Source organism: Pseudomonas sp. FBF18 (assembly GCF_024261405.1).
Lineage (GTDB): Bacteria > Pseudomonadota > Gammaproteobacteria > Pseudomonadales > Pseudomonadaceae > Aquipseudomonas > Aquipseudomonas palmensis.
In genome coordinates this window covers 106,542-130,815 of record NZ_QKRS01000005.1, presented here as the reverse complement: position 1 = coordinate 130,815, position 24,274 = coordinate 106,542, and the positions used below count along the sequence as shown (strand labels likewise).

The window sequence follows — 24,274 nt, the reverse complement described above, 5'->3', positions numbered from 1 at the left end:
TGCTACCCTCATCAGAGTTCCTAGTTTATCGTCGATCAGTTATCGGACTTTTCCTTGGCATCTTTGCGCTCTTTTTGTTTCTCTTGAGCGACCTGCTGCTTTTTCTGATCCGATGAATCATCGCTCCATATGCGTGCCTGCTCAGCCCGGAAATTTTCGTTGAATTTTTTCGCTCGATCAAATCCGTCTTCAGCATGGGCGGTAGTCATCAGACCGAACAGCAAGCTTCCAAGAGCGATAGATTTTACAAATTTCATGTTGAACCTCGGTATTTACTAGACCTCCCTGACTAGGGGTCTTTGTTGTTTTGTAGTTTAGGGAAGCGAAGCTAACGACAAGGTGAGGTATTAATTACAATTCCGTAATTTTAGCGTGCGGCAGGATGCGTTCTAAGTCTGGATCTGGAAGGATCAGACCTATCGCCGGAATTGCTGAAAGAAAATTTCAGTTATCCAGTAAATTACAATTTTGATATCTACCACCGTAGTTTCGTGCGGCATTGCAGTCCGCACCAGGAGATAGCTATGAATGAAATTGAGCCTTGGGCAGTTGCCATGAATGATTTTCGCCGCTGCGCTGAAAATCTTTCTGCCCAGGTCGATGAGCTGACATCTCAGACACGGCTTTCTAGCGCTGTCTTGGAGAGGTCGAACGAGATGGTGGAGCAGGTAGAGGCTATAGGTCGGCAGATTCACGGGGAGGTTCGGAAGGCTGAGAAGGCTTGGTCCGATGGTGAAGAGGTCGCCTTACGCGCCGCGACAAAAGCGTACTCTGCCGCTTACCGTGGAGTCGACAGTGCCATCCAGCCTCTCATTTCAGAGCTTTCGATCGCTACCAGTGCCGCGAATGCTTCGCTCGCAGAACTCAAGCGTGCACCGGCACTGGCCAAGCGTTACGTAATGGTGGTGGCGACAGCATTTTTCATCCTGGCATTGATCTGTTCGTACTCGACCATGCGTCTGATTGATGCAGCCGGCCGTGTGAGCGCTCAAGAAAAGGTCAACGCTCAATATTTCTCACAGCTTTGGAAAAACGCCAACCCAGAAGAGCAACAGATCATAAAGTCAGTGATTTTAAGGGCCCCGATGGATCCTGTGGTCCTTAGGGACTGATGCTCTGGAATAAAGCAAAAGGCCCGTCTATTGACGGGCCTTTTTGATCACGCGATCGAGGCGGCGCTCATCGTAGAGTGGTTGAGCTGGGGTTGAGGAAAGTTAAGGTGAAACCAGGTGAAGTTTTCATCAGTCACTTCCACACCCGCCGAACCTTGGTGCAGGCTCATAATCGATTGAACGATGGCCAAGCCAAGCCCTGTACCACCTTCACTCCGTGCTCGGCTCTTGTCCACGCGGTAGAACCGTTCAAACAAATGGGCATGGTGTTCTTTAGCAATCCCGCGCCCCGGGTTGCCCACGCTTAAAGTAGTACCGTTTGCACTGCGGTGTACCTTCACGTAGACCGTGCGACCTCGGGGGCAGTATCGGATAGCATTTGATAGCAGATTCGAGACGGCACGCTGAATCATCAGACGATTACCGCGCACGGCGTCGTCGCTGCCCGAAATCTGGAGTTGGATCTCGCCGTCTTCAGCCGAAATACTGAAGAGATCGCAAACACGCTGAATCTCATCGACCAAGGATACGGTTTCGAACTCAACCATGGATGCAGGATGACTGACCTGCGCTAGGAACAACATGTCGGAAACCATACGGCTCATCCGATCCAGTTCTTCTGTGCAGGACTCGAGAACCTCGCGGTACTCGGACAGCGACCGCTCTCGGGTCAGGGCAACCTGGGCTTTCCCCATCAGATTGGACAATGGTGCTCTGAGCTCATGGGCAAGGTCATCAGAGAACTGCGAAAGCTGCTGAACCCCATCGTCCAGTCGAGCCAGCATGATATTGATTCCGTCTGCGAGCTCTTTGAGCTCTGCCGGCATTCCATCTGCCGGCAGGCGATGCTCGAGGCTCTCGGTCGAAATTTTGGAGGCAACCTTCAGGAACTTTGTTAAGGGCAGCAGGCCACGTCGCACAGTCCACCAGCCAATAGCTAGGATGAGCAAGAGAATAACGGGGGACATCATCAGAGCCCAGGTAAGCAGTGCGTCGAGCAGAGCCTCATTGGATGACTGGTCCATAGTCATGTAGACGCTTACTTCGGTGCCATCATCCAAGCGCATTACGCGGGACGTGCTGAGTAGTGGGCGGCCCTGGGTGTCGCGCCACTCATGTTCTTGCGCCGTCGCTCCAGCGTTGAATTTGCGTACCTCTAGATTCACCTGCTTCGAGCCGATCGAGAGCAGCGGCTGTCTGCTCGTTGTTGAATCGAAGATGCTCACATACAGATTATTGTGGCCCATGACCAGATCAACGAGCTGGTGCGCGTCTGCATTGACCCCGGAGATATCCGAGATGGTAGAAAGGTTGTGAGCCATTCCTTCCATTTTCACTTCGAGGTCAGTTCTGGCGTTTCTTTCAAGAGCTTGACCCACCATCAGGTACCCGAAGGTGGCGAACAGAAGCAGCAACCCTGCGCTCATCAATCCAACTTTTAATCCTAGCTTCGCAGCCAGGCTGAAAGGCCTCATGCGCGCTCCTCAAAAACGTACCCAACGCCTCGAAGCGTATGAATTAGCTTGGTTTCAAATGGATCATCAATCTTCGAGCGTAAGCGCCGAATAGCGACATCGATGACATTGGTGTCGCAGTCAAAATTCATGTCCCATACCAACGAGATGATCTGTGAACGGGTCAGCGCTTCGCCCGCTCTGCTCATGAGCAGATGCAGGAGGGCAAACTCCTTGGTGGTGAGGTCGATGCGTGTGCTGCCGCGAAAGACTCTATGCCGTACGGAGTCAAGCTCCAGGTCGGCAATTTTAAGTAGGGTCTTCTCGACCAACTCATCACCGCGCCTCTGCAATGAGCGAATACGGGCTAACAACTCTGGAAACTCGAACGGCTTCACGAGATAGTCATCAGCCCCGCCGTCCAAGCCTTTGAGCTTGTCATTTATGCGCCCGCGGGCAGTCAGCATGATGATGCGCACTCTACTGGTTTTCCGGATGGTCTCCAACAAGTCCCAGCCATCAATACCTGGGAGGTTAACATCCAGTAGAACGAGCGAGTAGTCGTTGGTATAGAACTGGTGCAAGGCGTCAACGCCATTATGCACGATGTCTACGATGTATCCGCTTTCGGATAGGCCCTGCTGAAGATATTCAGCAGTTTTAATTTCGTCTTCCACTATTAAAATGCGCATAACCTATCTCAAAGTATGGGAAGGAGTTGGCCTAATCCACAAAAAGCTTTCATTTTTTGAAAGTTTAGCCGAGGGCATATAGTGTGGTATTCGCTACTTCTGTGCGTACGCCTTGGTCACCTGATTGCACTCGAATCTTAACGCGAAGAAGGTAGCTGCGGCGAAATCCTACAAATTTGTAATGTAGTAGCAAGACTGCTGACAGTCACGCTGACTTACCTTCCTCAGCATAGCGGATCCTGCGGCTTCCAGCGGCTTTCTGCGCTGGTGGTTGAGGAGGATTCGGCCGTTCACGGACAGCATTTCTGCCAGAACAGTTGGGGCCTGCGCGCGGCACCCAATGACACCTTGGCAGGCGTCGCTAATTTGACTCAGCGATCAGGGCCTCTCTGCATTAGACGTGCTTGTCTTTTCATCCCAAGTAGGCAGGGAATCTACTCTGCAATTACAATCTGTTACATGTCCAAATTGTAATTGCACCATCATCTTGTCGTCAGCCGCCTTTGTTATTTTGACCGCAGCACGCAGGCAGCGCTGCTTTGGGGCGTTATGCTCCGAAAATCTGCTCACGCCGATGCATTCGCCTTAGAACCATCTGCTCCTTTGGTAAGGTGAATTTTAGCGCCCTGTTTAGGGCGCTTTTTTTATTAATGGACTTATCATGAAAACAACTAGATCTGCTATCGCCGTGTTCATGCTTTTTTCCGCGCTGTCGACAAATGCCCACAGTAGTATGCAGGCCAATGAGGAACTTGAGCGGTCTGCCAAAGACGCTACCGCGCGCTACGCACAGAGCACGAAGAAGCCTATGCCTGAAGTTGAAGACTACGCTTACGGTATAAAGTTGGACGTTAGTAAGCTAGTGTACGTATCGCCTAACGTTCGTCAATGTGGCAGCGTCAATAGCATGATGAGCTATGAGGATTCTAAAGGTGAACTACACATGGTTCGCTACTTGGTGAATGGTGAGTGCATAAATAGTCGGTGAGCAACCACAACTGGGTGCTCCCAAGCATTGGCTCACAGGTGTTCGCAAATTACTCCCGCTCATTGACACTTTCGACTTGGAAGGTGTCAATGGCGGTCAGAAGTTACCGACTGATGTCAGTGGGTCGGCGATGGAGTACTTTCGTGGAACGATTCGCGCTCGATCTGAATGGTGCAGTGGTGTATTTCAAATGCACTGCTGACAGCGTCGACGACAGCCGCCAGTACAGTGTCTGCATCTGCTGAGTCCCGCACTACAACGTGCGATGTCAGTACGTTACTGCCACTACTCACCGCCCAAACGTGCAGATCATGGACGCCAGTCACCCCCTCGACACTGAGGATAGTGGACTCGATTGCCTCAACTTCCAGGCCTCTGGGAACCCCTTCCATAAGAATGCCCAAGCTCTCGCGAAGCAATTGCCATGTGCGCGGCAATACCCATAAGCCAATTGCAACGGCGACAATCGTGTCTACCCAGCCCCACCCCGTGAACCGGATAATGAGAGCTGCGATGATCACGCCCACCGAGCCGAGCATATCGCTCCAGACTTCGAGGTAGGCCCCCTTGACGTTGAGGCTCTCATTGCTGGCAGATGCGAGTAGTCGCATCGAAATGAGATTCACGATCAATCCAGCGATCGCGATCCACATCATCGCCCCGGTGGCGATCTCCGCGGGCATGAAGAAACGCTGGTAGGCCTCATACAAGATGTACATTGCCACCAAGAAAAGCAGCACGGCGTTAAATGTGGACGCGAGAATCTCCAGGCGCGCATAGCCAAAGGTTCTTTTCTGGTCCGCGGGACGCTTGGCAATCTGAAGTGCAATCAATGAGATCGCCAAAGCGGCGGTGTCCGTAAACATGTGAGAAGCGTCCGACAAAAGCGCTAGGCTGCCGGTTATCCACGCGCCAATTACCTCTGCGATCATGAAGCTGCCAGTCAAGGCTAGCGCCATGACCAGCTTTTTCTGATGCCCTTCACGCACCGCAGCACTACCATGATCATGATTTGACCCCACGTATTTCTCCTTGTGTAGAGCTCTAGTCGCGTTGTCTTTTCTGGCTAGCTTGCCTTAGAGAGCTGCTTGACCACACTGGCTGCAGAATCTTGCTCCGGCACTCATTGGAGAGCCGCAGGCGGAGCAACCATTTGTTAGTGGTACTCCGCAGTTTAGACAAAAACGCGCTGACGGTTCGTTTGTGGTCCTGCACTGCCTACAGTTCTGTGGAGCTTTGATTGAGGATTGGGCTGCCGGGGGTGTGCCGTCGATTGAATGATTGCGACTTTCGCAGTTTTGAGGATCATCACGCCGCTCGTGTCGAGCGCTTCCATGCCCCCTGTCGTGGTGTTTGCCGCCGCTGTGGCTCCCTCGACCGTGATTGCTACCCAAGAGATCTTTGAAAAACTTCATGACGTTCGCCCTCATTAATGGGTGATCTACGAGCGGTGTCGGATAAATGATCATCCGCTCAAGAACATGGACTTCTAATTAGTGATCTAAGTTCAAATGTAACGCGCGATAGATCTAGCTAGACTTGCTGTTGACATATGATTAATTTGCGCATGCAGTATGAAGTATTTGACGGCTTAGTATTGGCTACTTTTTAGCATAACGTTAGCGATAGCAAACGGGAAGTCGTTGCGCTGATTCTGTCAACATTGTAATCAGGAGGTCATCGTGTAGTTATCAGATGAAAGAAATAATGACTCTAGAAAAATCCATTCCTCCTCTAATCCTTCTGCCTTACGAATCCTAAGCGCTCTCAAGTCCCGAAGCTCATGGTCTCCGGTGCCCCGACACCGCATGCCCGTCCAGTGTTGGTCGATGGCTTGCGTGTTACCTCCGTAAATTCCATAGCAAGCGCTATGGGTGAGCAGCATCTCAGAGCTTGATAATGACACCTCCAGAATTCGACGTTAAAACCCTGCCTGGAAAATTGGCACTTTTTATTCGTAATGCTCGGAAGGAGGGAGTCAGTACTAATCTGTTAGTCGGTTTCGTAACTGCTTGGTTACTGACTTTCGCAAACTCTGAGCTTTGGGCGCTGATTTGGAAGCTGGTGTTCAAGAAAAATGATATTAACTGGTTGCTTGCCGGCAGCCTGCCGGTGCTTGTGTTCGCTTGGGTTTTTACAGTGCTCAGCTTGTTGTCGTGGTGGCGGCTCGCCAAACCACTGCTGTGCCTAGTCCTGATTAGTGCGGCTTTTGCAAGCTACTTTATGAGTACTTACGGTATCGTTATTGACTACACAATGTTCACCAACGTTGTGGAGACCGACATCGGTGAAGTGTTCGAGTTATTGAATTGGAAGCTTTTCCTTTGGGTTGCCATTGTAGGAGGCTTGCCCGTTTACATAATTAGCCAGGTTCCCATCCGGCGAAAGCCTTGGGCGAAGGCCCTGGCCAGTAGACTTGTTGTCCTTTCACTAGCGCTGGTCGCCCTTTCCGGCATCCTGCTGAGTCAGTATCAGTCGTATGCCTCCTTGCTGAGAAATAACCGAGAGATTCGACTTATTCTGGTACCTACCAATCTGTTTGCAGCCGGTCATGGGTACCTGAAACGCCAACTGGCCACGCCTAAAACACTGACGGTCATAGGTTCCGATGCAGTGGTAAATCGTCAAGGTGCAGTTCGAAAGCCCAAGCTATTAGTACTGGCTCTGGGAGAGACCGCGCGCGCTGCCAACTTCTCTCTCAACGGCTACTCACGTGAGACCAATCCAGAGCTTCAAAAGCGCAATGTAATCAGTTTCTCGAACGTCAGTTCTTGCGGCACAGCTACTGCAGTTTCGCTGCCGTGTATGTTTCTCGATGTCGGAAAGGATGGATACAAAGATGGCTTAGCCAAGAGTCGTGAAGGGTTGCTTGACGTGCTTCAGCGGGCTGGCATCAACGTCATGTGGACTGATAACAATTCGGGATGCAAAGGGGTCTGTGACCGCGTCCCCAACCGCAAGGTTGCCCTCAGTACAGACTCCCAGCTATGCACCAGTGACGAGTGCAAGGACGGGGTACTACTCGCTGAGATGGAGGACTTCATCAAGAGCTTGGAGGGTGATGCTGTTCTAGTGCTCCACTACAAAGGAAGCCATGGCCCTGCCTACTACAAGCGCTACCCCTCGCAATTCAGGAAATTCGAGCCTGTCTGCGAGACGAATGAACTCGACAAATGTAAGCAGCAAGAGGTGGTCAACGCCTACGATAACTCGATTTTGTACACCGACTACGTGACATCTGCGCTGATCGATATTCTCGCTGCGAACACTAGATTCGACACTGCACTCATGTACGTCTCTGACCACGGGGAGTCGCTGGGTGAGGGCGGTCTCTACCTACATGGGTTGCCCTATGCGATGGCTCCTAGTGAGCAAACCAAGGTTCCATTGGTGCTCTGGATGTCTGACCCGATGGCGAAGAACGAAGGACTCGATGTCGGTTGTCTAAGAGCCCAGGCAAGCTCACCGTTGAGCCATGACAATCTGTTCCACACAGTTCTCGGGATGATGAGCGTTCAGACATCCTCTTATCGTTCAATGCTGGACTTCACTGCACCTTGTAGGCCTCTGGACGTCAGCTCTAAGAGCGTTAGCTATCGCTCAATCCCTTGAACAGGGCTCGGCTAGAGCTTCGAGTCGTTGATGTTACGGCAGATCCCTAGGTACGGAGGTCCATCGAGAGCGCTTGAGCATGCATAGCTGGCTTGAGCTGAAGGCCTACAGGGTTGATGAGTCCGCCTAAAGTGAGCTCGTCCCTGGTTGTGTCAAACTATATTATTCGCCGCAGAGTGCCTTTTTCGATGAAGCATCTGCTTGTGTCAAACTATAATTCGTTTGCTGCGGTAGGCCGCATCGCTGGAGGCCACGGAATCCGGGGGGCTTTGTGTCAAACTATATTATGAGCCTCCAGCACTCCTGTTTTTGATTAATAAAGGTTGTCACAAAACAATAAAGGTTGTCACAACGTAATAAAGGTTGTCACAAGGCTGGCCCCGACCGCACATCAGGCCGGAGCCAGGCCTTGGAGATTTGGGTGACAATCCTCTACGCACCGCTGTGACTGTTGTCCTGGCTGAGCCCGCTCGCTGGCGTGTCCTCTTTACACGACACACCAGCCTCGTTCCGTTCGAGTGGGTCGCCCAATCATGAGCGACTTGAACATGGCATCTGCGCCCGTAGCTCCGGTCAAGGCTGCCCACCGCCAGCTGATGACCCAATCAAAAATAGATAAAAAAATTAAATCAGGCCGTGGAAGTGGAGTGAGAGATTCCTATAAACCATGGATCAAGGTGTGGGAAATCAAATCAAAGGGTGTCTCCCATATGATTGCGGGAGTTAAGATTTTCCGCACTCATCACCTGCTGTCCAATGCGGAGCGAGATTACCTCACTGTACTTGAGCACGACGCCTCGATCATTGATATCCGAGAGCAGTACCCCCTGCTTACACAGGCTGAGACTCAAGCAATTGCCTCAAGCATAAATTGTCGTCACCCTGTATATCCTGGTACGCAGATACCTGTCGTTATGACGACGGACTTTCTCATCACCTTCTTGGATCCCTCTGGTGAAACGAGGTTAGCTGCTCGCTCAGTAAAATATAGAAAGGAATTTGAGCAGGCTGATCTTCATGTGCGGAATCGAATAGCTGAAAAGCTCGCTATTGAGGAAAAATACTGGTCAATGAGGGGCGTGGACTGGAAGCTGGTCCTGCACGAAAACCTCTCGAAGATTAGATTAGCGAACCTCAGAGTTCTCAGGACTTATGCCAATATCCATCCCTCGTTGCCGACTGAGAAAAATATAGGGAACTTACTTGAATACATCGCGGGGTCAAAGACGGATCAAATACCCTTAAAAGCTCTTTTGGAAAAGGCGTCACGTGATATCTATATTGACTATATGAGCGTGAAGCGGCTCTTCCATCACCTGCTATGGATCGGCCGTTTAGAGTCTGATCTTACCTCGAAAATAATAAGCTTGTCGCAGCCGTTGCACGTATGGCCGAGCCATCGGTCAGCGGCTTTGTCTCCGCCAACCGAGGTTTCTCATCATGCTTGATTTTCAAATTAACAGCATTGTTTCTCCCGGCGAAGAACCGAGCTTACTAAAAAAGGCAGTTAGGGTCTTAGGCATAAATAATGATACTGTTATCGTGATTGAGCTGAATATGAATCCAGGCAAGCCTTGGCAGATTGATAAGTCAGTTTTAATTGACGAAATTGATTCAGGGCGCGCGGTCTTAAGTCCAGAAATGGTTCCTTTACATCTGCTCAGAAGCGACGATGAAATTAGTGAAAATGAAAAGGCGAGCCGAAATCGAAATTGGAGTCTTATAAGAAGTTTAGTAGAAGATCGCTCTGCCTTGGATATTCTTGGTCCTGATTTTGGGAAGCTTGTTGCGACGCATGCCATAGAGACAGGGGTAGAGCGTAAGCAGATATACCGGCTTCTATACCGCTATTGGAGTATGGGTCAGATACCTAACGCGTTTCTTTGGAACACAAGCGCTTGCGGCGGACGTGGGAAGAAAAAGGATCGGTCCTCAGGTATTATCCCCGGTCGGCCGCGTAAGTATCTTGGTGTCGTTGTCAATGATGGTGGTGCCATCCCGCTCGAACAGCGCCATCTCTCTCATATCCGTTTGGCTTACGGGCGAGTCGCTAGCGGCAAGTGTGGCACCCTGAAAGATGCACATAAGTGGATGTTAAACAAATTTTATAGAGCGACTCTCCCTGACGGATCGAAAGGAAATATTGTACGCGGCAGTTACCCGACTACTGCACAGCTTAGATATCACGGTAAATTATTTTTCGATGACCTGTATAAGCTCAAGGTGCGTGGCGGTTCTATCAGGTACAACAAAGACCATCGGGCTATCGTTGGCTCAGCATCCCAAGGCCTGATAGGCGCAACGCAGCGATATGAGATAGATTCCACCATCGCTGATGTCTATTTAGTGCATCGCGTTAATAGGCTGTGGCTCATTGGGCGTCCGATACTTTATGTAGTCGTCGATACCTACACCAGAATGATTGTAGGAATTCACGTGGGCCTTGAGGGGCCCAGCTGGAATGGGGCTAGACACGCGATATACAACGCTTGCACCTCAAAGGTTGAGTTTTGCAAACGATACAACGTAGACATTGAGGAAGCTGACTGGCCATGCTCGCATTTGCCAGTCGAAATTGTGGCTGACCGGGCTGAACTTCTAAGCGAGGCGGGGGCAACGCTCTCCCAAAGCTTGGGGCTTGGGGTGCAAATTTTGCCTCCTTTCAGGCCTGATTGGAAAGGGATCATCGAAAGCCGTTTCCGTCTGATTAATGAACACCTCGACTTGAAGTTCGTTCCAGGCGGAGTGGATGCTCGTAAAATGGAGCGCGGCGATAGGGACTACCAACTCGATGCCATTTTGGATATCGACGAGTTCACCGAAATGGTTATTGTAGGAGTCTTGGCTCACAATAAGAGCCTGCGGATACCACACCTTTTAAATCGCGAGATGATTGCCGGCGGAGTGGAAGCAACGCCTATAGCGATTTGGAATTGGTCGAAGGATAATAGCCCTATAAATTCAAAAGTAGTATCGCCGGCTGAGTTGAAAATCGCTCTATTGCCCTCTCAGCAGTGTCGTATAAGTCGAGGCGGTATTGTTTTCCAAGGCGTACAGTATACATGTCAAACAGCGATACGCGAGGAGTGGTTGGAGCGCTCGCACAACCTGCGGACGAAATATGTTCGAGTATTCTATGATCCTAACTCTATTGAAAATTGTTGGATCAAGTCAGAAGCAGGTTTTGAGGCTTTAACTATTGTACCGCAGCAACGGCAGAAATATGGTGGACTCCGTATGGAGGAGGTTCTTGATATGATCCATGTCCTGAACCAAGTTTCGCCGGATGCCCGTTATGACAGTGATAATACTGCGGCGCTGGTAAGGGGGCGGCAAGAGGAAATCTTTGACCGGGCCAAATCCAAACGTGTCGCTCAGGGTGACCCGAAATCGAATGCAGATTTCAAGCGGGACAAACGTGCCAAGCGTGCTACCGAAGCTCAGACCGAGCGCGATTCCCATACCGCTGATCTGAATCAGCTACGCGTTGTGGATAACATACCTCCTGTGGCAGAAAATTCTAAGCTAGTCACCGGCAGGCCCAGTTCCGCGAGAAGCGCGGCGTTTCTGAAACTAGTCGTCAGCGAGGGAAGCGAGGCTGAGACATGAACGATTTGACGTTCTCCCCCGCAGAATACATTCCTACAGGCATGCCTCAGTACGATGGCAACCCGCTGATCGAATGCTTGCCTAGAATTCTGTCGGATGTAGATGTGGTCAGGCGCGTTGGGAACCTTCCGCCGAAGCCCGACGAGGCCGAACGAGCGTTGCCACCGAAGCTTCGCGGTCATGGGATCAACCGGCTGAAAGATGTTGTTGTTCCATTCGAAATTCACCTGCGCCTTGAAGACCTTTTCAGCCAGCTGATTCGCTACGGATATATGGGACGCAATCCGCTGTTGGCCTCATCTGTTAGGCATCGGCTGCCTTCCTCAGCGGAGGCCAAGGGCCACGGATTCATGTCCACCGCTGAGACGATGACGCTCATCGGCTTGAGTGGTATGGGTAAGACCACAGCGCTCAATTCCATCGCAAGGCTTTATCCGCAGGTGATCAGCCACAGCAGATATAAAGACGCCATTCTCATCGAAACCCAGGTCGTGTGGCTAAAGATTGAGTGCCCTCATGACGGCTCGTTGCGCGGTTTCTGTGCAGCATTCTTCTCAGCGTTGGATGCTGCGTTAGGAGTCGACAAATACTCGCGCAGGGGCGGTTCTGGCAACAGCATCAGCGTAATGCTCCAGCACATCAGTCAGCTGTGCAAAACCTTTTTCATTGGTGCTTTGATCATTGATGAAATGCAGCATCTTTGCTCCTCGCGGGGGGGACAGGATCGGGAAAAGTTGCTGAATTTCTTCGTAACTTTATCCAACGATGCAGGCGTTCCGCTGGTGTATGTAGGGACCAACGCAATGCTCCCGCTGTTTTCTGGTGTGCTGCGCAACGCCCGAAGAGCGGCGGGGATGGGACCCATCGCTTTTGACCGATTCAGCGAAGACGATCCGTTTTGGGAGCACTTGGTGTCCCAACTCTGGGCCTATGACTGGACGGCATCATGCGCCCCCCTGACGAAGGAGCTCTTGTCCAAGATCTATGATCTCGCCCAAGGCAATACTGATTTCCTAGCGAAACTGCTTATGCTTGCGCAGCGTCATGTAATTTGGGAGGGCCTCGACGCTATTACGCCAGCGGTGCTTCAGCAGGTGTATGACAATCAAATGAGGCTTCTACACAAGCCCATCGAGGCTCTACGAAGCGGTGATCCTCTTCAGATTGCTGACTTCGAGGACATGATGCCTACAAAAGACCAGATCGCCCAGATGATGAACTACGACTTGGCTCGCCGGGCCGACAGAGCTCATCTTTCGCTACTTACCCAGGCCGCGATCACTCCTCCACCTCAAGCCAAGGATAAATCGGCATCGAAGGCTACGGGTCGTACCGTGGTCCCGGTTGCTGACGGAGCATTAGCTAACGTGCATTTTTCGAAGGACGAAGACCTTCAGGCTCAGCTCGAACAGCGCGGCTGGGTGGATAGGGATTCCTCCTGGTGACATGAGGATCGGGAGCTCAAGGCAGTGGCTAACCTTCTGTTCTTCCCCCAGCCGTTCCCGGATGAGTCGCTCTACAGCCTGGCCGTGCGCTATCACAAGCTAGCGGCCAATCCAGGATACCGCGTGTCAAGCCACGAGCTCTTCGGTAGCTACTCGCGTACCTGTGGTTCCATTTTGCCATGCTGCTTAGGGGCTCTGTCTGAGCGTCTGGGAGGCGCCATTCCCGTAGGAGAGTTGATCAATCGCTTCACACTTTTACCGCTTTATTTGCCGTTTTTGAATGAACAGAAGGGCCGCGATGCCGTTGTTCTAATGGGAGGTAATCGGGGTACAGGACTCAAGATGGCCTTGGGCATAACAGCGTCGCGTTTCCTCCAACACGCCTCGTTTAGATATTGCGAGAGCTGCGTCGGACAGGACATGCTGGAGTGCGGCTTAGCCTACTGGCATCGTATTCATCAAGCTTCGGGCATTTGCGTCTGTCCGCGCCACAGCGAAGTGCTACAGGCGATGAGATTTCCCAAAGGGGCAGATTGGCGTTGCATGTTGCTACCGGGCGAATCAGGTGGAACGCCGGTTATGGACTGTGGAGAACACAGCGCGGCCATTGCGATTGCCCGTATGCAGCTATGGGGGCTCGACCACCCCGATGAGATCAAAGCGATCCAGGCTGGAAATTTTTTCAGGACCCGTTTGGACGAGATGAGTTTTATTAGGTCTGGTCGAATTAGAGAGGGAATGCTGAGAGAGTTCTTAACCAGGCGACTTCGGTGCAGTCCTAGCGCTGCCGAGTTTGAAGAAATGGTTCGGTCCTGTGACTGGGTTTTGCAGATCATACGGCGACGAGAGCGAATCGTGCAGCCCTTCAAGTTCTATTTCCTCTGCTGGCTCCTCGATCTGGAGCTGGAACACCTCAAGACCTACTGTCCAGAGGCCGATATATCCGCTGGTGTTATGGTCTGTCGTGATAGGCCGAATAACCTTACTGATGACAATGACCTCCAAGCCCGCCGGTTAGCCTTTGCAAACAGTGCTAACCCCAAATGTCATGACAAGCCGGGCTATCAGTGGTTGTACCGCCACGACAGGGAATGGTTGGTCAACTATGTTGCTGCAAACCCCTACCTCAGAGATCGAAAGATTCGAATCGACTGGCAATCCAGGGACTTCACCCTTGCGTCAGAGCTCGCTAAAGCTAGGGCGATCTTACTTTCTGTACACGGAAAGCCTCAGCAGGTCACCCGCGCTGCTCTATGCAGGCTTGTGGTAAACGCCCACGCTTTCCTTAAAATGCCGGAACATTTTCCGAGGAGCATAAGGTTGATGGCGGATTTGCTTGAGTCTACTCATGACCACCAGCTGCGTAAAATCCGGTGGGCAATCCGAGAATACTCTCTGACTGAACACTGTGCCATGAGTGTTCTCTACCGTTATGCCGGAATACGGATATCTCGCGTATCCGAAGATGAAATCCTCATGCAGATACGTGACGATATGGACTAGTTCTATTGGCTTCGTGCAAGAGTTTATTGAATATGGATTTTTTCTTCTCTCGCAGGAGGTCTTGCTCATCTTGGTTCGCTAGCAAATTTAAATAATTCTCAGCGGTGTGACATCCTAAAAATACATACATAGGAAATTTGTCACTGGTGGAGATACTGCTCGTGGTAAGTCTCGACGTAATCCCCATTTCTTTGTAAATCAGTTTGGAAATATCCAGCTCGGTGCGTTCGAATTCTCTAGTGCGATTAATCATGAGGCTTGCATATGCGATAAAGTCTGCCGTTCCATCATGTATCATCGGGCCGCGGTAGCCCAGAAGATCTGCGACAAATTTGGCGTACATATGACGGGTTGATCCGAATTCTCGCTTTTGACGTCTTGACCATTTGCCCTGCTTGCTGCACTTGGCTAGGTGACCAATCTCGTGCTTTTTCAGTGGCATTGAGCAGGCCGGACATGTTTCGATTAGAGTGCAAGCATGAGTACTGCAAACCTGTACGGAACCCAACACGTGCCTGCAATGAATATAGGGGCTTCCGCAGTTATTCAAGTCTTCGAGAACGCAATCTGGACAAACTTTCTGCCAAGTCTTTGGTGTGACGATTGCGGTCGCTCGATGACGACCAAGCGCAGCTATCATAGGATACAAAGTGTGGTCGTTTAGGACTAGTTCGGAAATTTTGTGGTCGTCTAGCAGTTTTGGGTAATAAAATTCTTGATGCGGCCGCCACTCTGCTTGCACGGTGCTTAAGGTTTTACTAATCCCGAAGCCAACACGAGGTATCGGTTTTATATAGAAATCTTCAGTTTTTAGAGATTTAATACCTAGAAGCTCATTGCCTCGCTTAAGCGCTGATGCGACATATTCTCCAGGTAATGGTGCGAAAATTCTCATTAATTGAAGTGCTTGTACACGTTGCTAGACGGGCGGTATGCCATTTTAGTTAGAAGTCACCGGTATCGCATCCACATTGGTGACCGTATTGGGCTATTGTGACGGTGGAAGGGCGCCGGACGTGCTTGGGAATCAAAATGGCTAGTCTGGCAGCCAACGCACAAGAGGAGGTCGATGCAGTGAATCCTACAAGCACTCGCCCACCTGTTGAATCGCAGGCCTTTCCACCAACGTTCCACCTGGTTCATACCCACCCCGACGGGTTGAGCCAGCTGGAGCTCCTGAGTCTAGTCCAAACAGGATTCTTTTTCAGCGACGTGAAGTGCATGGTCGAGTCATCGAGCCTGTTCAAGGCTCGTAACCTCGTCGGGCGAATCACAGGAAGATCGACCAGAAGCATTCACCGTCTGAGCCATCCCGCTCAGGCCCATCGTCTGGATGCCCAGCAGAGCGCGGTGGCGTTCCAGTATGCGAAAGGACTGGAGCTTGCATCGAAGGTATTTGGCTCTCAGATGCTCGCGGAGCAGTGGCTTTGTCGGCCGTGCGGCCGTTTGTTGGGGTTTGTACCCTTCGAGATGCTCGACACGTCGCTCGGGTTCAGCGTCGTAGCGGACTATCTTGAGCGTATACGCTTGGGTGTCTACCAGTAGCTTGCCTGAGGGCGAGGTTGGTATGCGGCGAGGAGGCAACGCTACCTCTTTTTACATGCGGGACTTACAACCTTGTAATTCCCGTATCACTCAATTGACAGCGATCAACCCCTAATCTTCAGTCACGTTTATTGGAGTGATTGAAATGAAAGTCATCAAAAGTATCACCGCTATCCTGGCCCTAGTGGCTTCGTCAGCCGTACTCGCCGAAGGAGGATCCGACCGTCTGCATGGAAAGATGATTCAGGCCAATGAGCAAGCTATGCGAGCTTATGCCGCTGCCAAGGGAAAGAACCCACCGGAGGTGATCCACTATCGCTACGGGATGCGGCTCGACGTGGCGAAGGTGATCAGCATGACGTCGACCAAGGCGAGCTGTGACGTGATGCCGGCACAGATGAATTACGAGGATTCCAACGGAGACGTGAAAATCCTTGAATACCGGACCGCTGGAGTCGGTTGCCGGGGCCAGAACTGAGCACTGAGCGAGTGGACAGGACTTACTCTGATAAAACGCCGGGTTGAAGCGTCAATTCCGGCAATAGATCGCCTGGTTACCGGCTTTCATGACTGGTGGAGTACGATGAGGACTGGTAGCTCAGGCAGGAGAGTCCAATGACTCAATCAGCGCGCACCACGGTAAAGTGCCTAGATCCCGGCGACGGCTCCGGCGATGTGATTGTGGAATTACCCGATGACATTTTGCGCGAGCTCGGGGTCACGACGGGCGACAGACTCTCCATCGAGCTCATCAACGGCGATATCGTACTCAAGCCAGTCCGCGAGCGCCGTGAATCTGACTAGCTACCCTTTGTAGCCCCTCTCTGTCGTCCTGTTGAGCTGATGAAGCTTTCTAGCGGGGGAATAAGGGACGGCAGTCAGCCTACCGCCGTCCTCCTGGTAGGTGCGTTATTTGGCTGGATAGTTGGCGACTACTTGGTCCTCGCCGCTTTTGATTAAACCAATGACTTGGTAGGCATGGCTTACGCCATCAACCTCCATGCCTGGGGACCCAGCTGGCATTCCTGGTACGGCGATCCCGACTAGATCGTTCCGCCCCCTGAGTTCTCGAATCTGCTCAGCTGGCACGTGACCTTCAACAAACTTTCCGTCGATCACAGCTGTGTGGCAGGACGCTAACCGTGGCGCTACGCCCAGCTTCTGTTTCACTGCGCTCATGTCCGTCTCAACATGGTCGGTCACTTTGAAACCATTGGCTTCCAGGTGCGCGATCCACTTCTTGCAGCAACCGCAGTTCGCGTCTCGGTGAACGTCGATGGACAATGGCTCGGCAGCATAGGCCGCCGAGGTCACCAGAAGCCCAGCGATAGCGGCTAGCCGAACGAATATCCGGTTAGTTGGCATGAGTGTGCTCCTTACCGTCTTTGTGAACATGCGTCTTTGGCGACGATGTCGGGTGGGCATCCGAATGGGCCTCGGCCGCATTGTGGTCACCGTGATGATCTGCCGCTTGAGCGGAGCCTGCGGGTGCAGCTCCATGGTCGTGAGCTGCCTGGGCATGATCGTCGTCTGCCGCTTCATCGTGATCACCATGCTCGGCACGACCGCTCCCGCCGTGCTGGCCCTCATGGTTGTGCATATCGCTTTCACCGCCGCCGTGCTGGTGGCCGCCGCTCGTGGCCACCAAGGCCTTGTACTGCTCGGCATTCATCTGGGGCAGTTGATCCAGGAACGCGACGATTCCCCAGATGTACTCATCGCCCATGCTCTTGCCCCAGGCGGGCATGCCCGTGGCTTTGATACCGTGCTTGATTGTCCAGAATGCGGCGGCTGGATCGCCTCCGACACCCACCTTGGTGAGGTCGGGTGGCGACGGGTATAGCGCTTGGCTTAGCTCAGTCTTCCCAACGCCAGGGGCAAGGTGACAGCCTATACACATGGCGTTGTAGTTGCCCGCCCCCGCTTTGATCAACGCGGCTTCCTTCAGATCAGGGACTTCGATGTCTCGCGCTCGAACCTCAATAGACCGATCACGAGCCATGGCGAGAAAGGAATGGACTGCCGGGAAGTGAGGATCATCAGCGCCGACATTCACCAGACCGAAATAGGCTGTGCCCAATACCGCAGCACTTCCGACAGCACCGGCCCCAAGCAGCGTTGTAATTGTTTTTTTCATGTTGGAATTCTCAGAACCACATCCGGATACCGGCAACGAAGCGTGCCTCATCAACATCTCCACCCTCGTCTCGGATGAAGTCAGCGGTGTTGCCGTAGGAGCGGCTCCAGGTAACGCCTATGTATGGAGCAAACTGGCGGACAATTTCATACCGTAGGCGCAGCCCGACTTCGGTATTGGCAAGGCCCGAGCCAACGCCGCGCTCAGGATCGTTCTTGCCATAGAAATTGACCTCGGCCGTGGGCTGCAAAATCAAGCGATTGGTCAGCAGGATGTCGTATTCGCCCTCAAGACGCGCAGCAGTCTGACCGTTCTCGCCTATAAACGCCGTGGCTTCGGCCTCGAAGTCATACAGAGCCATGCCCTGAATACCAAAGGCTGCCCAGGTCTGTGGGGATTCCGGTTTGAAATCCTGGCGGACCCCGGCGACCACATCCCACCAAGGGCTGACCGAGCGCCCGTACAGGAGTTGCAGCTCAGCATCTTCGGTTACCCCATTGGTGCGCTCGCCTTCCGAACGAACCCAGAGGCGATTAATGTCGCCGCCTATCCAGCCTGATGCGTCCCAGGCCAGGGTGCTGCCCTCATCGGCGTCCTGGTATTCGAGCTGGTCCAACAGGAAGAAGCTGTTGATTCCGCTGTCGTGCACTTGGTGGCCACCCAGGGGCGGAAAGGCCGACTCGCGATCCGCATCAGTGAGCACTGGAATCGGCGTGCGGCTCGTCGTGGTCGGAGAAGTCGCTGAGCTATGGTTCATCTGGGAATGGTCCATGCCCTTCATAGAGCCGTGATCCATGCCCTGCATGTTTCCATGGTTCATTTTGCTGTGGTCCATCTTGTTGTGGTCCACCGGGCTGGATTTACTCTTGCTTTGAGCATGCCCCATCTGGCTGTGATCAACAGGGGCAAGCTTTTTCTGCTGTTTGCCCATCCCCATCTTGCTGTGATCCATCGCCGGCATCGATTCGGATGGAGCAGCATCCATTTGCATGGAGCCGTGCCCCATTTTCGAATGATCCATGCCCGAGTGATCCATTTCTTCAGCAGCGAAGCTGGGCGTTACGCCCAGCATGCTGATCGAAACGGTCAGAGCCAGCAGCGAAGGCCGCCCGAGGCTATTGGCCATCTTTCCCTGCCTTAGCTTTGTCGCTGCCATGCGATTTCATCATTTTGTCGTGGTCCATGCCTTCCATCGAGCCATGGTCCATTCCCTTCATCGAGCCGTGGTCCATACCTTCCATGGAACCATGGTCCATGCCTTCATGGTTCATCCCCTGGCCCTGCTTGTCCTGCGAGCCTTTGGCTTTGCCGGCCTCTGTGGTTTTCTGGGAATGCTGATCATGATTGTCGCTGGACCACGACGACGGGGCATAAACAGCCAGAATGCCTACCATCGCAGCAGAAAGGAAAAAGGCGCTTCGTTTCATTGGTTTGCTCATCTCAAATCTCCAGTTCATTCGTCCACACGTACTTCTCGGAACATGCCCATTTCCATGTGGAACAGTAGGTGACAGTGATAGGCCCAACGTCCCAAGGCATCTGCGGTGACGCGATAGCTTCGTTTTGAGCCAGGTGGCATGTCGATGGTGTGCTTGCGAACCATGAAGTTGCCGTTCTCGTCCTCCAGATCACTCCACATACCGTGGAGGTGGATGGGGTGAGTCATCATGGTGTCGTTGACCAAGGTGATGCGAAGACGCTCGCCATATTTCAACCGCAGCGGTTCAGCGTCGGAGAATTTGATACCGTCGAACGACCACGCGAACTTCTCCATGTGGCCGGTAAGGTGCAGTTCGATTGTCCGTCCAGGCTCTCGACCATCGGGATCGATGAAGGTGCTCCGCAGATCGGCGTACGTCAGCACTCGACGCCCGTTGTTGCGTAGGCCAATTCCCGGATCGTTCAGCTTTGGCGTTGGCGACATAGTCTGCATATCGACCAGTGGGTTGTTGGTCTCGGAAGCCGGATGGCTTTGCATTGCGCCGCTCATGCCGGCCATGCCTTCATTGCCCATCCCAGTCATCTTGCTGTGGTCCATACCGGCCATGCTGCCGTGGTCCATTCCAGCCATCTTGCTGTGATCCATGCCGGCCATGCTGCCCTGGTCCATGCCAGCCATGCTGCCATGATCCATTCCGCCCATGCTGCCGTGGTCCATGCCCATATCGCTCATGGCGATGATCGGGCGTGGATCTACCGCCGGTACGGGCGCTTGCAAGCCTTCGCGAACTGCCAGGGTGCCTCGGGAATACCCGGTACGGTCCATGGATTGCGCGAAAATCGTATAGGCCTGTTCGTTTTCAGGCTCGACGATGACATCGTAGGTTTCAGCAACGGCGATCCGGAACTCATCGACCGATACGGGTTTGACGTACTGGCCGTCGGCAGCCACAACCGTCATCTTGAGCCCAGGAATCCGGACATCGAAATAGGTCATGGCCGAGCCGTTGATGAATCGCAGGCGGATCTTCTCGCCGGGCTTGAAGATACCCGTCCAGTTGCCGTTCGGAGCTTGGCCGTTCATGAGGTAGGTGTAGGTATACCCGCTCACATCTGCGAGGTCGGTGGGGCTCATCTTCATTTCAGCCCACATCTTCCGATCCGCTACAGCGGCCGACCAGCCTTTCTCGCTCACGTCGTCAACGAAGTCGCTGACCGTGCGCTTGTGGAAGTTGTAATAGTCGGACTGCTTCTTGAGTTTGGAGAGCACCCGCGCCGGGTCCTCATCCGTCCAATCGCTGAGCATGACGACGTAATCGCGGTCATATACAAACGGCTCGGGATCCTTAGCATCGATCACCAGTGCGCCATAGACCCCAGACTGCTCTTGGAGGCCTGAGTGGCTGTGATACCAGTAAGTGCCGTTCTGGTGGACCTTGAACTTGTATTCGTACATGCCATCGGGAGCGATGCCGTGAAAGCTCAAGCCCGGCACACCGTCCATATTGGCGGGCAGGATTATGCCGTGCCAGTGAATGGAGGTGTCCTGTTTCAACCGGTTGCGTACACGCAGCGTCACGGTGTCGCCTTCGCGCCATCGCAGGATCGGCCCAGGCACGGAGCCGTTGATGGCCATGGCCGTACGAGCTGCCCCCGTAATGTTGACGGGCAGTTCACCGATATACAGGTCGAATTCATTGCCGCTGAGCACGTTCGGTTGGCCAGGGCTGGTCACAGCCCAGACCGGCGCGCGCCACATGCCGAGCCCACCCAGAAGTCCGGTAGCGGCCAGGCCTTTGACGAATGATCGTCTCGTGGTTTTGCTTTGCATGCCGTTGCGTCCAGTCAGGTAGATCGCTGATATCCAGGCTGCTCGATGGCGCAGCCCTTGGGTTCGTTGGAGCTCTCACCAGTCTCGTAGACTTTCGCTACTGCGCGAGGCTGATGAGAGGCCGTAGTCTGAAACTGCCATAGTTCAGATTCCGGAGTGATTACATTTCTGTAAGCTCGGATCAGCAGCTCTCGTGGCCGACATGCTTGCTGGACTGTGCGGCGACCGGCGGCTGCTCTTTCTCCTGCTGCGCAACCTGATAGGCCTGCATGGAGTTTTGGCGAGCCGCTTCCATCCGCGCAAAGGTCCGGTCCGCGCCGCCCTCTGCCAGGGCGATGCCTGCCATGCCGAAGGTAACGACCACCACAATTGCTTTGACCATGTTCATCTGGAGATCCTCAGTGGGTTCTGCGCCTCATGGCGTCAGGTACAGGGTCAAATTAGCCTCGCGGTGCTGTCAGAAAACTGATCGCGACATTACTTTTCCGTCAGCTTCTGGTTGGGCGTCTTTTTTCCTGCAAACTGGAGATGCACTCCGCGTGGATGAGAGCAGATGAAATTACTCGTAGCCGAAGATGAGCCGAAAACCGGTGTCTACCTCCAGCAAGGCCTAACAGAGGCTGGCTTCACTGTAGACCGGGTGATGACAGGCACTGACGCCCTGCAACAGGCGCAGAGCGAAGCGTATGACTTGCTGATCTTGGACGTAATGATGCCGGGGCTCGATGGCTGGGAGGTCCTGCGCAAGATCCGGGCAGCGGGGAAAGACGTGCCGGTCCTCTTTCTCACGGCCCGTGATGGCGTAGATGATCGCGTTAAAGGCTTGGAGCTGGGTGCTGATGACTACCTTGTGAAGCCCTTTGCGTTCTCTGAGCTGTTGGCTCGGGTCCGCACACTGCTGCGCAGAGGCAACGGTGGTTCTGCTCAAACCACCATGAAGATGGCGGACCTTGAGGTTGACCTGCTCAAGCGCCGGGCTACGCGAAACGGCAAGCGGATCGACCTTACTGCCAAGGAGTTTGCCCTTTTGGAGCTGCTCATGCGCCGACGCGGGGAGGTGCTCCCCAAGTCGCTGATCGCTTCTCAGGTCTGGGACATGAACTTCGACAGTGACACCAACGTGATCGAGGTCGCGATTCGCCGACTGCGGGCCAAGATTGATGACGACTTCGCGCCAAAGCTCATCCATACCGCCCGAGGCATGGGCTACATGATGGATGTGGCAGAGTGATGCGCCCGCAATCATCGCTCGTCAAGCGACTGACCCTGATGTTCATGTTCGCGGTGACTGCTGTCTTGGTCGTTGCCGGCGTGGCTTTCTACGGGCTCAGCCAGCACCATTTCCGGATGCTGGATGAGCAGGCGCTCTCCGAAAAGCTGGAGTCAACGCGTCATATTCTGTCCATTTCAGCAGCGCGAGGCGAGCTCGGCGATCAGGAGCAGCAGCTGCGGGCATTGCTCGGCGCACATCAGGATCTTTCGGCGAAAATCACCAAGGCTGACGGAACGACCCTTTTTTCAGACTCCAAAGCCTCCCAAATTCCTCAGCGGTTCGAGCAGGCGCGCCAGGGTGCGGTCTGGGAGTGGCAGGATGAATCGCAGAACTTCCGCGGTATCACCGCCCAGTTGGCCATCGCGGGCGAGCCGGAACCTGTGACGGCGGTGCTGATGCTCGATGTCACCACTCATGCCCATTTCTTCTACACCTTGCAGTGGTGGTTCGGGATCGGCTTGGTGATCAGTGCAGTGGTGAGTGCAGGCTTGGGCTGGGTCGTGGCCAAAAGCGGGCTTCGGCCTGTCGGGCAAATCACCAAAGTGGCGGCCGCGATGTCAGCAAGATCGCTCCGCGAGCGCATTCCCCTGAAGCCCGTACCGATTGAGCTTCAGGAGCTCATCCTGTCTTTCAACGGGATGCTGGGACGATTGGAGGATGCATTCGTTCGGTTGTCCAACTTTTCTGCCGATATCGCTCACGAGTTGAGAACGCCGGTCAGCAACCTACTGACCCATACTGAAGTGGTGCTCACCAAGAAGCGTGACCTGGATGCATATGAGGAAAACCTCTATTCGAACCTGGAAGACCTCAAGCGCATGTCGCGCATGATTGACGACATGCTTTTCCTCGCCAAGGCGGACAACGGTCTGATCGTGCCCGAGCAGATCGATGTGGACCTCTCCGAACTCGTATACAAGCTGTTCGAGTACTACCAGTTCCTGGCTGAGGACCGGGGCATTCAGCTGACCCTCCAAGGTCGTGGCAAGGTTCGTGGCGATCGCCTGATGATTGACCGAGCGCTTTCCAACATTTTATCGAACGCGTTGCGCTACACCCCGGAAGGCAACGAGATATCAGTGCAGATCGAGCAAACACGTGAAACCGTGACGCTATCCGTACGTAACAGCGGAGTAACCATCGATCCTCAGCACATTGGCAAGATCTTCCACCGGTTCTATCGGGCCGATCCAGCCAGACGCGAAGGCGGGCCAAGCAATGCAGGCCTAGGCCTGTCGATAACACGCTCCATCATCGAGGCTCACAGCGGACGAATTTGGTGTACTTCAGCGGAGGGTGTCACAACCTTCTTCATCAGTCTCCCAGCCTCCATGCGGTTGGTTGGTGCAGCCCCAACCCCTTAATGGTGAGTTCATCCCGGTAACCTATACTCGCCCATCCTGATTCTTATCGTGGCGCTTCCGCTTAACGGGATGGCGGGCATCGATTCGGCGACTGAACCTTGCCCAATGCAGACCATGGGCATGGAAATGATGGCGGGCATGGACCATGCCTGCTGCCAGGACCAAGACCTGGGAAAGACTGGTGACCATACCAATCCTGCAAGGTAGGCCAGGAGTGCAGGACTGCCAGCACAGTGCAGCCCAGCTTCCTAACGCCTGGACTGACTATG

Annotated in this window: 24 protein-coding genes; 12 read left to right on the top strand and 12 right to left on the bottom strand. The window is 53.3% G+C overall.

Going from position 1 to position 24,274, the window contains the following annotated elements:
- Positions 1 to 35 precede the first annotated feature (35 nt).
- Entirely contained in the window at positions 36 to 257 is a 222-nt protein-coding gene (locus tag DN387_RS10390; RefSeq protein ID WP_009394983.1) for a hypothetical protein, read from the bottom strand.
- A 267-nt stretch (positions 258 to 524) separates the two neighbouring features.
- Here DN387_RS10390 and DN387_RS10385 point away from each other — a divergent pair, with 267 nt between their 5' ends.
- Positions 525 to 1,112, top strand: a complete 588-nt coding sequence (locus DN387_RS10385; protein WP_009394982.1) for a hypothetical protein — start codon at positions 525 to 527, stop codon at positions 1,110 to 1,112.
- 47 nt (positions 1,113 to 1,159) lie between these two features.
- On the opposite strand, the gene DN387_RS10380 is transcribed toward DN387_RS10385, so the two are convergent.
- The gene (locus DN387_RS10380; RefSeq protein WP_009394978.1) at positions 1,160 to 2,587 is read right to left on the bottom strand and encodes a heavy metal sensor histidine kinase; all 1,428 of its coding nucleotides are present in this window, start codon (positions 2,585 to 2,587) and stop codon (positions 1,160 to 1,162) included.
- Positions 2,584 to 3,258: a heavy metal response regulator transcription factor gene (locus DN387_RS10375; protein ID WP_009394976.1), complete on the bottom strand. Its 675-nt coding sequence runs from the start codon at positions 3,256 to 3,258 to the stop codon at positions 2,584 to 2,586. The genes DN387_RS10380 and DN387_RS10375 overlap by 4 nt, the downstream gene beginning before the upstream one ends.
- 661 nt (positions 3,259 to 3,919) lie before the next feature.
- On the opposite strand from DN387_RS10375, the gene DN387_RS10370 reads away from it, so the two are divergent.
- Positions 3,920 to 4,246 (top strand): DUF2790 domain-containing protein, encoded by a 327-nt coding sequence (locus DN387_RS10370; RefSeq protein WP_009394973.1) that lies wholly within the window; start codon positions 3,920 to 3,922, stop codon positions 4,244 to 4,246.
- Positions 4,247 to 4,362: 116 nt separating this feature from the next.
- Here the strand turns inward: DN387_RS10370 and DN387_RS10365 are convergent, their stop codons facing one another.
- Together DN387_RS10365 and DN387_RS26135 are read right to left on the bottom strand one after the other, a co-directional pair.
- Positions 4,363 to 5,268 (bottom strand): cation diffusion facilitator family transporter, encoded by a 906-nt coding sequence (locus DN387_RS10365; protein WP_037058636.1) that lies wholly within the window; start codon positions 5,266 to 5,268, stop codon positions 4,363 to 4,365.
- Between the two features lie 54 nt (positions 5,269 to 5,322).
- Entirely contained in the window at positions 5,323 to 5,661 is a 339-nt protein-coding gene (locus DN387_RS26135) for a zinc ribbon domain-containing protein (RefSeq protein WP_075805335.1), read from the bottom strand.
- A gap of 484 nt (positions 5,662 to 6,145) precedes the next feature.
- Between DN387_RS26135 and DN387_RS10360 the strand changes: the two genes are divergently transcribed.
- The 5 genes from DN387_RS10360 (at position 6,146) to DN387_RS10340 (ending at position 14,415) form a co-directional block, all read left to right on the top strand.
- Complete coding sequence (locus tag DN387_RS10360) at positions 6,146 to 7,858, top strand: phosphoethanolamine transferase (RefSeq protein ID WP_043860449.1); 1,713 nt, start codon at positions 6,146 to 6,148, stop codon at positions 7,856 to 7,858.
- A gap of 596 nt (positions 7,859 to 8,454) precedes the next feature.
- A complete protein-coding gene (locus tag DN387_RS10355) occupies positions 8,455 to 9,306 on the top strand; it encodes a TnsA endonuclease N-terminal domain-containing protein (RefSeq protein WP_084710213.1) in 852 nt (283 codons plus the stop codon).
- On the top strand, positions 9,299 to 11,467 hold the full coding sequence (locus DN387_RS10350; RefSeq protein WP_254506055.1) for a Mu transposase C-terminal domain-containing protein: 2,169 nt from the start codon (positions 9,299 to 9,301) through the stop codon (positions 11,465 to 11,467). Before DN387_RS10355 ends, DN387_RS10350 begins: the two co-directional genes overlap by 8 nt.
- The gene (locus tag DN387_RS10345) at positions 11,464 to 12,912 is read left to right on the top strand and encodes an ATP-binding protein (protein ID WP_023048574.1); all 1,449 of its coding nucleotides are present in this window, start codon (positions 11,464 to 11,466) and stop codon (positions 12,910 to 12,912) included. The genes DN387_RS10350 and DN387_RS10345 overlap by 4 nt, the downstream gene beginning before the upstream one ends.
- Before the next feature lie 24 nt (positions 12,913 to 12,936).
- A complete protein-coding gene (locus DN387_RS10340) occupies positions 12,937 to 14,415 on the top strand; it encodes a TniQ family protein (RefSeq protein WP_031312166.1) in 1,479 nt (492 codons plus the stop codon).
- Here the strand turns inward: DN387_RS10340 and DN387_RS10335 are convergent.
- Complete coding sequence (locus tag DN387_RS10335; RefSeq protein WP_125924300.1) at positions 14,387 to 15,310, bottom strand: TniQ family protein; 924 nt, start codon at positions 15,308 to 15,310, stop codon at positions 14,387 to 14,389. The genes DN387_RS10340 and DN387_RS10335 overlap by 29 nt on opposite strands.
- Positions 15,311 to 15,447: 137 nt before the next feature.
- Between DN387_RS10335 and DN387_RS10330 the strand changes: the two genes are divergently transcribed.
- From DN387_RS10330 to DN387_RS10320, 3 genes are all read left to right on the top strand, one after another.
- Entirely contained in the window at positions 15,448 to 15,960 is a 513-nt protein-coding gene (locus DN387_RS10330; protein WP_023048572.1) for an antitoxin Xre/MbcA/ParS toxin-binding domain-containing protein, read from the top strand.
- A 145-nt stretch (positions 15,961 to 16,105) separates the two neighbouring features.
- The gene (locus DN387_RS10325; protein WP_012316932.1) at positions 16,106 to 16,438 is read left to right on the top strand and encodes a DUF2790 domain-containing protein; all 333 of its coding nucleotides are present in this window, start codon (positions 16,106 to 16,108) and stop codon (positions 16,436 to 16,438) included.
- 137 nt (positions 16,439 to 16,575) lie between these two features.
- On the top strand, positions 16,576 to 16,764 hold the full coding sequence (locus DN387_RS10320) for an AbrB/MazE/SpoVT family DNA-binding domain-containing protein (RefSeq protein ID WP_016489899.1): 189 nt from the start codon (positions 16,576 to 16,578) through the stop codon (positions 16,762 to 16,764).
- Positions 16,765 to 16,869: 105 nt separating this feature from the next.
- Here DN387_RS10320 and DN387_RS10315 read toward each other — a convergent pair whose 3' ends face one another.
- From DN387_RS10315 to DN387_RS10290, 6 genes are all read right to left on the bottom strand, one after another.
- The gene (locus DN387_RS10315; RefSeq protein ID WP_023048571.1) at positions 16,870 to 17,325 is read right to left on the bottom strand and encodes a DUF411 domain-containing protein; all 456 of its coding nucleotides are present in this window, start codon (positions 17,323 to 17,325) and stop codon (positions 16,870 to 16,872) included.
- The gene (locus DN387_RS10310; RefSeq protein ID WP_012316930.1) at positions 17,315 to 18,097 is read right to left on the bottom strand and encodes a cytochrome c; all 783 of its coding nucleotides are present in this window, start codon (positions 18,095 to 18,097) and stop codon (positions 17,315 to 17,317) included. Before DN387_RS10310 ends, DN387_RS10315 begins: the two co-directional genes overlap by 11 nt.
- 10 nt (positions 18,098 to 18,107) lie before the next feature.
- Entirely contained in the window at positions 18,108 to 19,223 is a 1,116-nt protein-coding gene (locus tag DN387_RS10305; RefSeq protein WP_276574336.1) for a copper resistance protein B, read from the bottom strand.
- The gene (locus DN387_RS10300; RefSeq protein WP_012316928.1) at positions 19,213 to 19,536 is read right to left on the bottom strand and encodes a hypothetical protein; all 324 of its coding nucleotides are present in this window, start codon (positions 19,534 to 19,536) and stop codon (positions 19,213 to 19,215) included. The genes DN387_RS10305 and DN387_RS10300 overlap by 11 nt, the downstream gene beginning before the upstream one ends.
- Positions 19,537 to 19,550: 14 nt before the next feature.
- The gene (locus tag DN387_RS10295; protein ID WP_012316927.1) at positions 19,551 to 21,368 is read right to left on the bottom strand and encodes a copper resistance system multicopper oxidase; all 1,818 of its coding nucleotides are present in this window, start codon (positions 21,366 to 21,368) and stop codon (positions 19,551 to 19,553) included.
- Positions 21,369 to 21,549: 181 nt separating this feature from the next.
- Positions 21,550 to 21,756 (bottom strand): co-regulatory protein PtrA N-terminal domain-containing protein, encoded by a 207-nt coding sequence (locus DN387_RS10290; protein ID WP_012316926.1) that lies wholly within the window; start codon positions 21,754 to 21,756, stop codon positions 21,550 to 21,552.
- Positions 21,757 to 21,921: 165 nt separating this feature from the next.
- Here DN387_RS10290 and DN387_RS10285 point away from each other — a divergent pair, with 165 nt between their 5' ends.
- Positions 21,922 to 22,599, top strand: coding sequence for a heavy metal response regulator transcription factor (locus tag DN387_RS10285; protein WP_012316925.1), 678 nt, complete (start codon positions 21,922 to 21,924; stop codon positions 22,597 to 22,599).
- On the top strand, positions 22,599 to 24,005 hold the full coding sequence (locus DN387_RS10280; RefSeq protein ID WP_236171628.1) for a heavy metal sensor histidine kinase: 1,407 nt from the start codon (positions 22,599 to 22,601) through the stop codon (positions 24,003 to 24,005). Before DN387_RS10285 ends, DN387_RS10280 begins: the two co-directional genes overlap by 1 nt.
- Positions 24,006 to 24,274 lie beyond the last annotated feature (269 nt).

Coding starts and splice junctions, on each gene's coding strand:
- DN387_RS10325 (WP_012316932.1), top strand. CDS start 16,106: ATGAAAGTCATCAAAAGTATCACCGCTATCCTGGCCCTAGTGGCTTCG.
- DN387_RS10385 (WP_009394982.1), top strand. CDS start 525: ATGAATGAAATTGAGCCTTGGGCAGTTGCCATGAATGATTTTCGCCGC.
- DN387_RS10290 (WP_012316926.1), bottom strand. CDS start 21,756: ATGAACATGGTCAAAGCAATTGTGGTGGTCGTTACCTTCGGCATGGCA.
- DN387_RS10285 (WP_012316925.1), top strand. CDS start 21,922: ATGAAATTACTCGTAGCCGAAGATGAGCCGAAAACCGGTGTCTACCTC.
- DN387_RS10380 (WP_009394978.1), bottom strand. CDS start 2,587: ATGAGGCCTTTCAGCCTGGCTGCGAAGCTAGGATTAAAAGTTGGATTG.
- DN387_RS10345 (WP_023048574.1), top strand. CDS start 11,464: ATGAACGATTTGACGTTCTCCCCCGCAGAATACATTCCTACAGGCATG.
- DN387_RS26135 (WP_075805335.1), bottom strand. CDS start 5,661: ATGAAGTTTTTCAAAGATCTCTTGGGTAGCAATCACGGTCGAGGGAGC.
- DN387_RS10330 (WP_023048572.1), top strand. CDS start 15,448: ATGGCTAGTCTGGCAGCCAACGCACAAGAGGAGGTCGATGCAGTGAAT.
- DN387_RS10305 (WP_276574336.1), bottom strand. CDS start 19,223: ATGGCCAATAGCCTCGGGCGGCCTTCGCTGCTGGCTCTGACCGTTTCG.
- DN387_RS10360 (WP_043860449.1), top strand. CDS start 6,146: ATGACACCTCCAGAATTCGACGTTAAAACCCTGCCTGGAAAATTGGCA.
- DN387_RS10370 (WP_009394973.1), top strand. CDS start 3,920: ATGAAAACAACTAGATCTGCTATCGCCGTGTTCATGCTTTTTTCCGCG.
- DN387_RS10355 (WP_084710213.1), top strand. CDS start 8,455: ATGACCCAATCAAAAATAGATAAAAAAATTAAATCAGGCCGTGGAAGT.
- DN387_RS10375 (WP_009394976.1), bottom strand. CDS start 3,258: ATGCGCATTTTAATAGTGGAAGACGAAATTAAAACTGCTGAATATCTT.
- DN387_RS10335 (WP_125924300.1), bottom strand. CDS start 15,310: ATGAGAATTTTCGCACCATTACCTGGAGAATATGTCGCATCAGCGCTT.
- DN387_RS10300 (WP_012316928.1), bottom strand. CDS start 19,536: ATGAGCAAACCAATGAAACGAAGCGCCTTTTTCCTTTCTGCTGCGATG.
- DN387_RS10350 (WP_254506055.1), top strand. CDS start 9,299: ATGCTTGATTTTCAAATTAACAGCATTGTTTCTCCCGGCGAAGAACCG.
- DN387_RS10320 (WP_016489899.1), top strand. CDS start 16,576: ATGACTCAATCAGCGCGCACCACGGTAAAGTGCCTAGATCCCGGCGAC.
- DN387_RS10315 (WP_023048571.1), bottom strand. CDS start 17,325: ATGCCAACTAACCGGATATTCGTTCGGCTAGCCGCTATCGCTGGGCTT.
- DN387_RS10295 (WP_012316927.1), bottom strand. CDS start 21,368: ATGCAAAGCAAAACCACGAGACGATCATTCGTCAAAGGCCTGGCCGCT.
- DN387_RS10390 (WP_009394983.1), bottom strand. CDS start 257: ATGAAATTTGTAAAATCTATCGCTCTTGGAAGCTTGCTGTTCGGTCTG.
- DN387_RS10310 (WP_012316930.1), bottom strand. CDS start 18,097: ATGAAAAAAACAATTACAACGCTGCTTGGGGCCGGTGCTGTCGGAAGT.
- DN387_RS10280 (WP_236171628.1), top strand. CDS start 22,599: ATGCGCCCGCAATCATCGCTCGTCAAGCGACTGACCCTGATGTTCATG.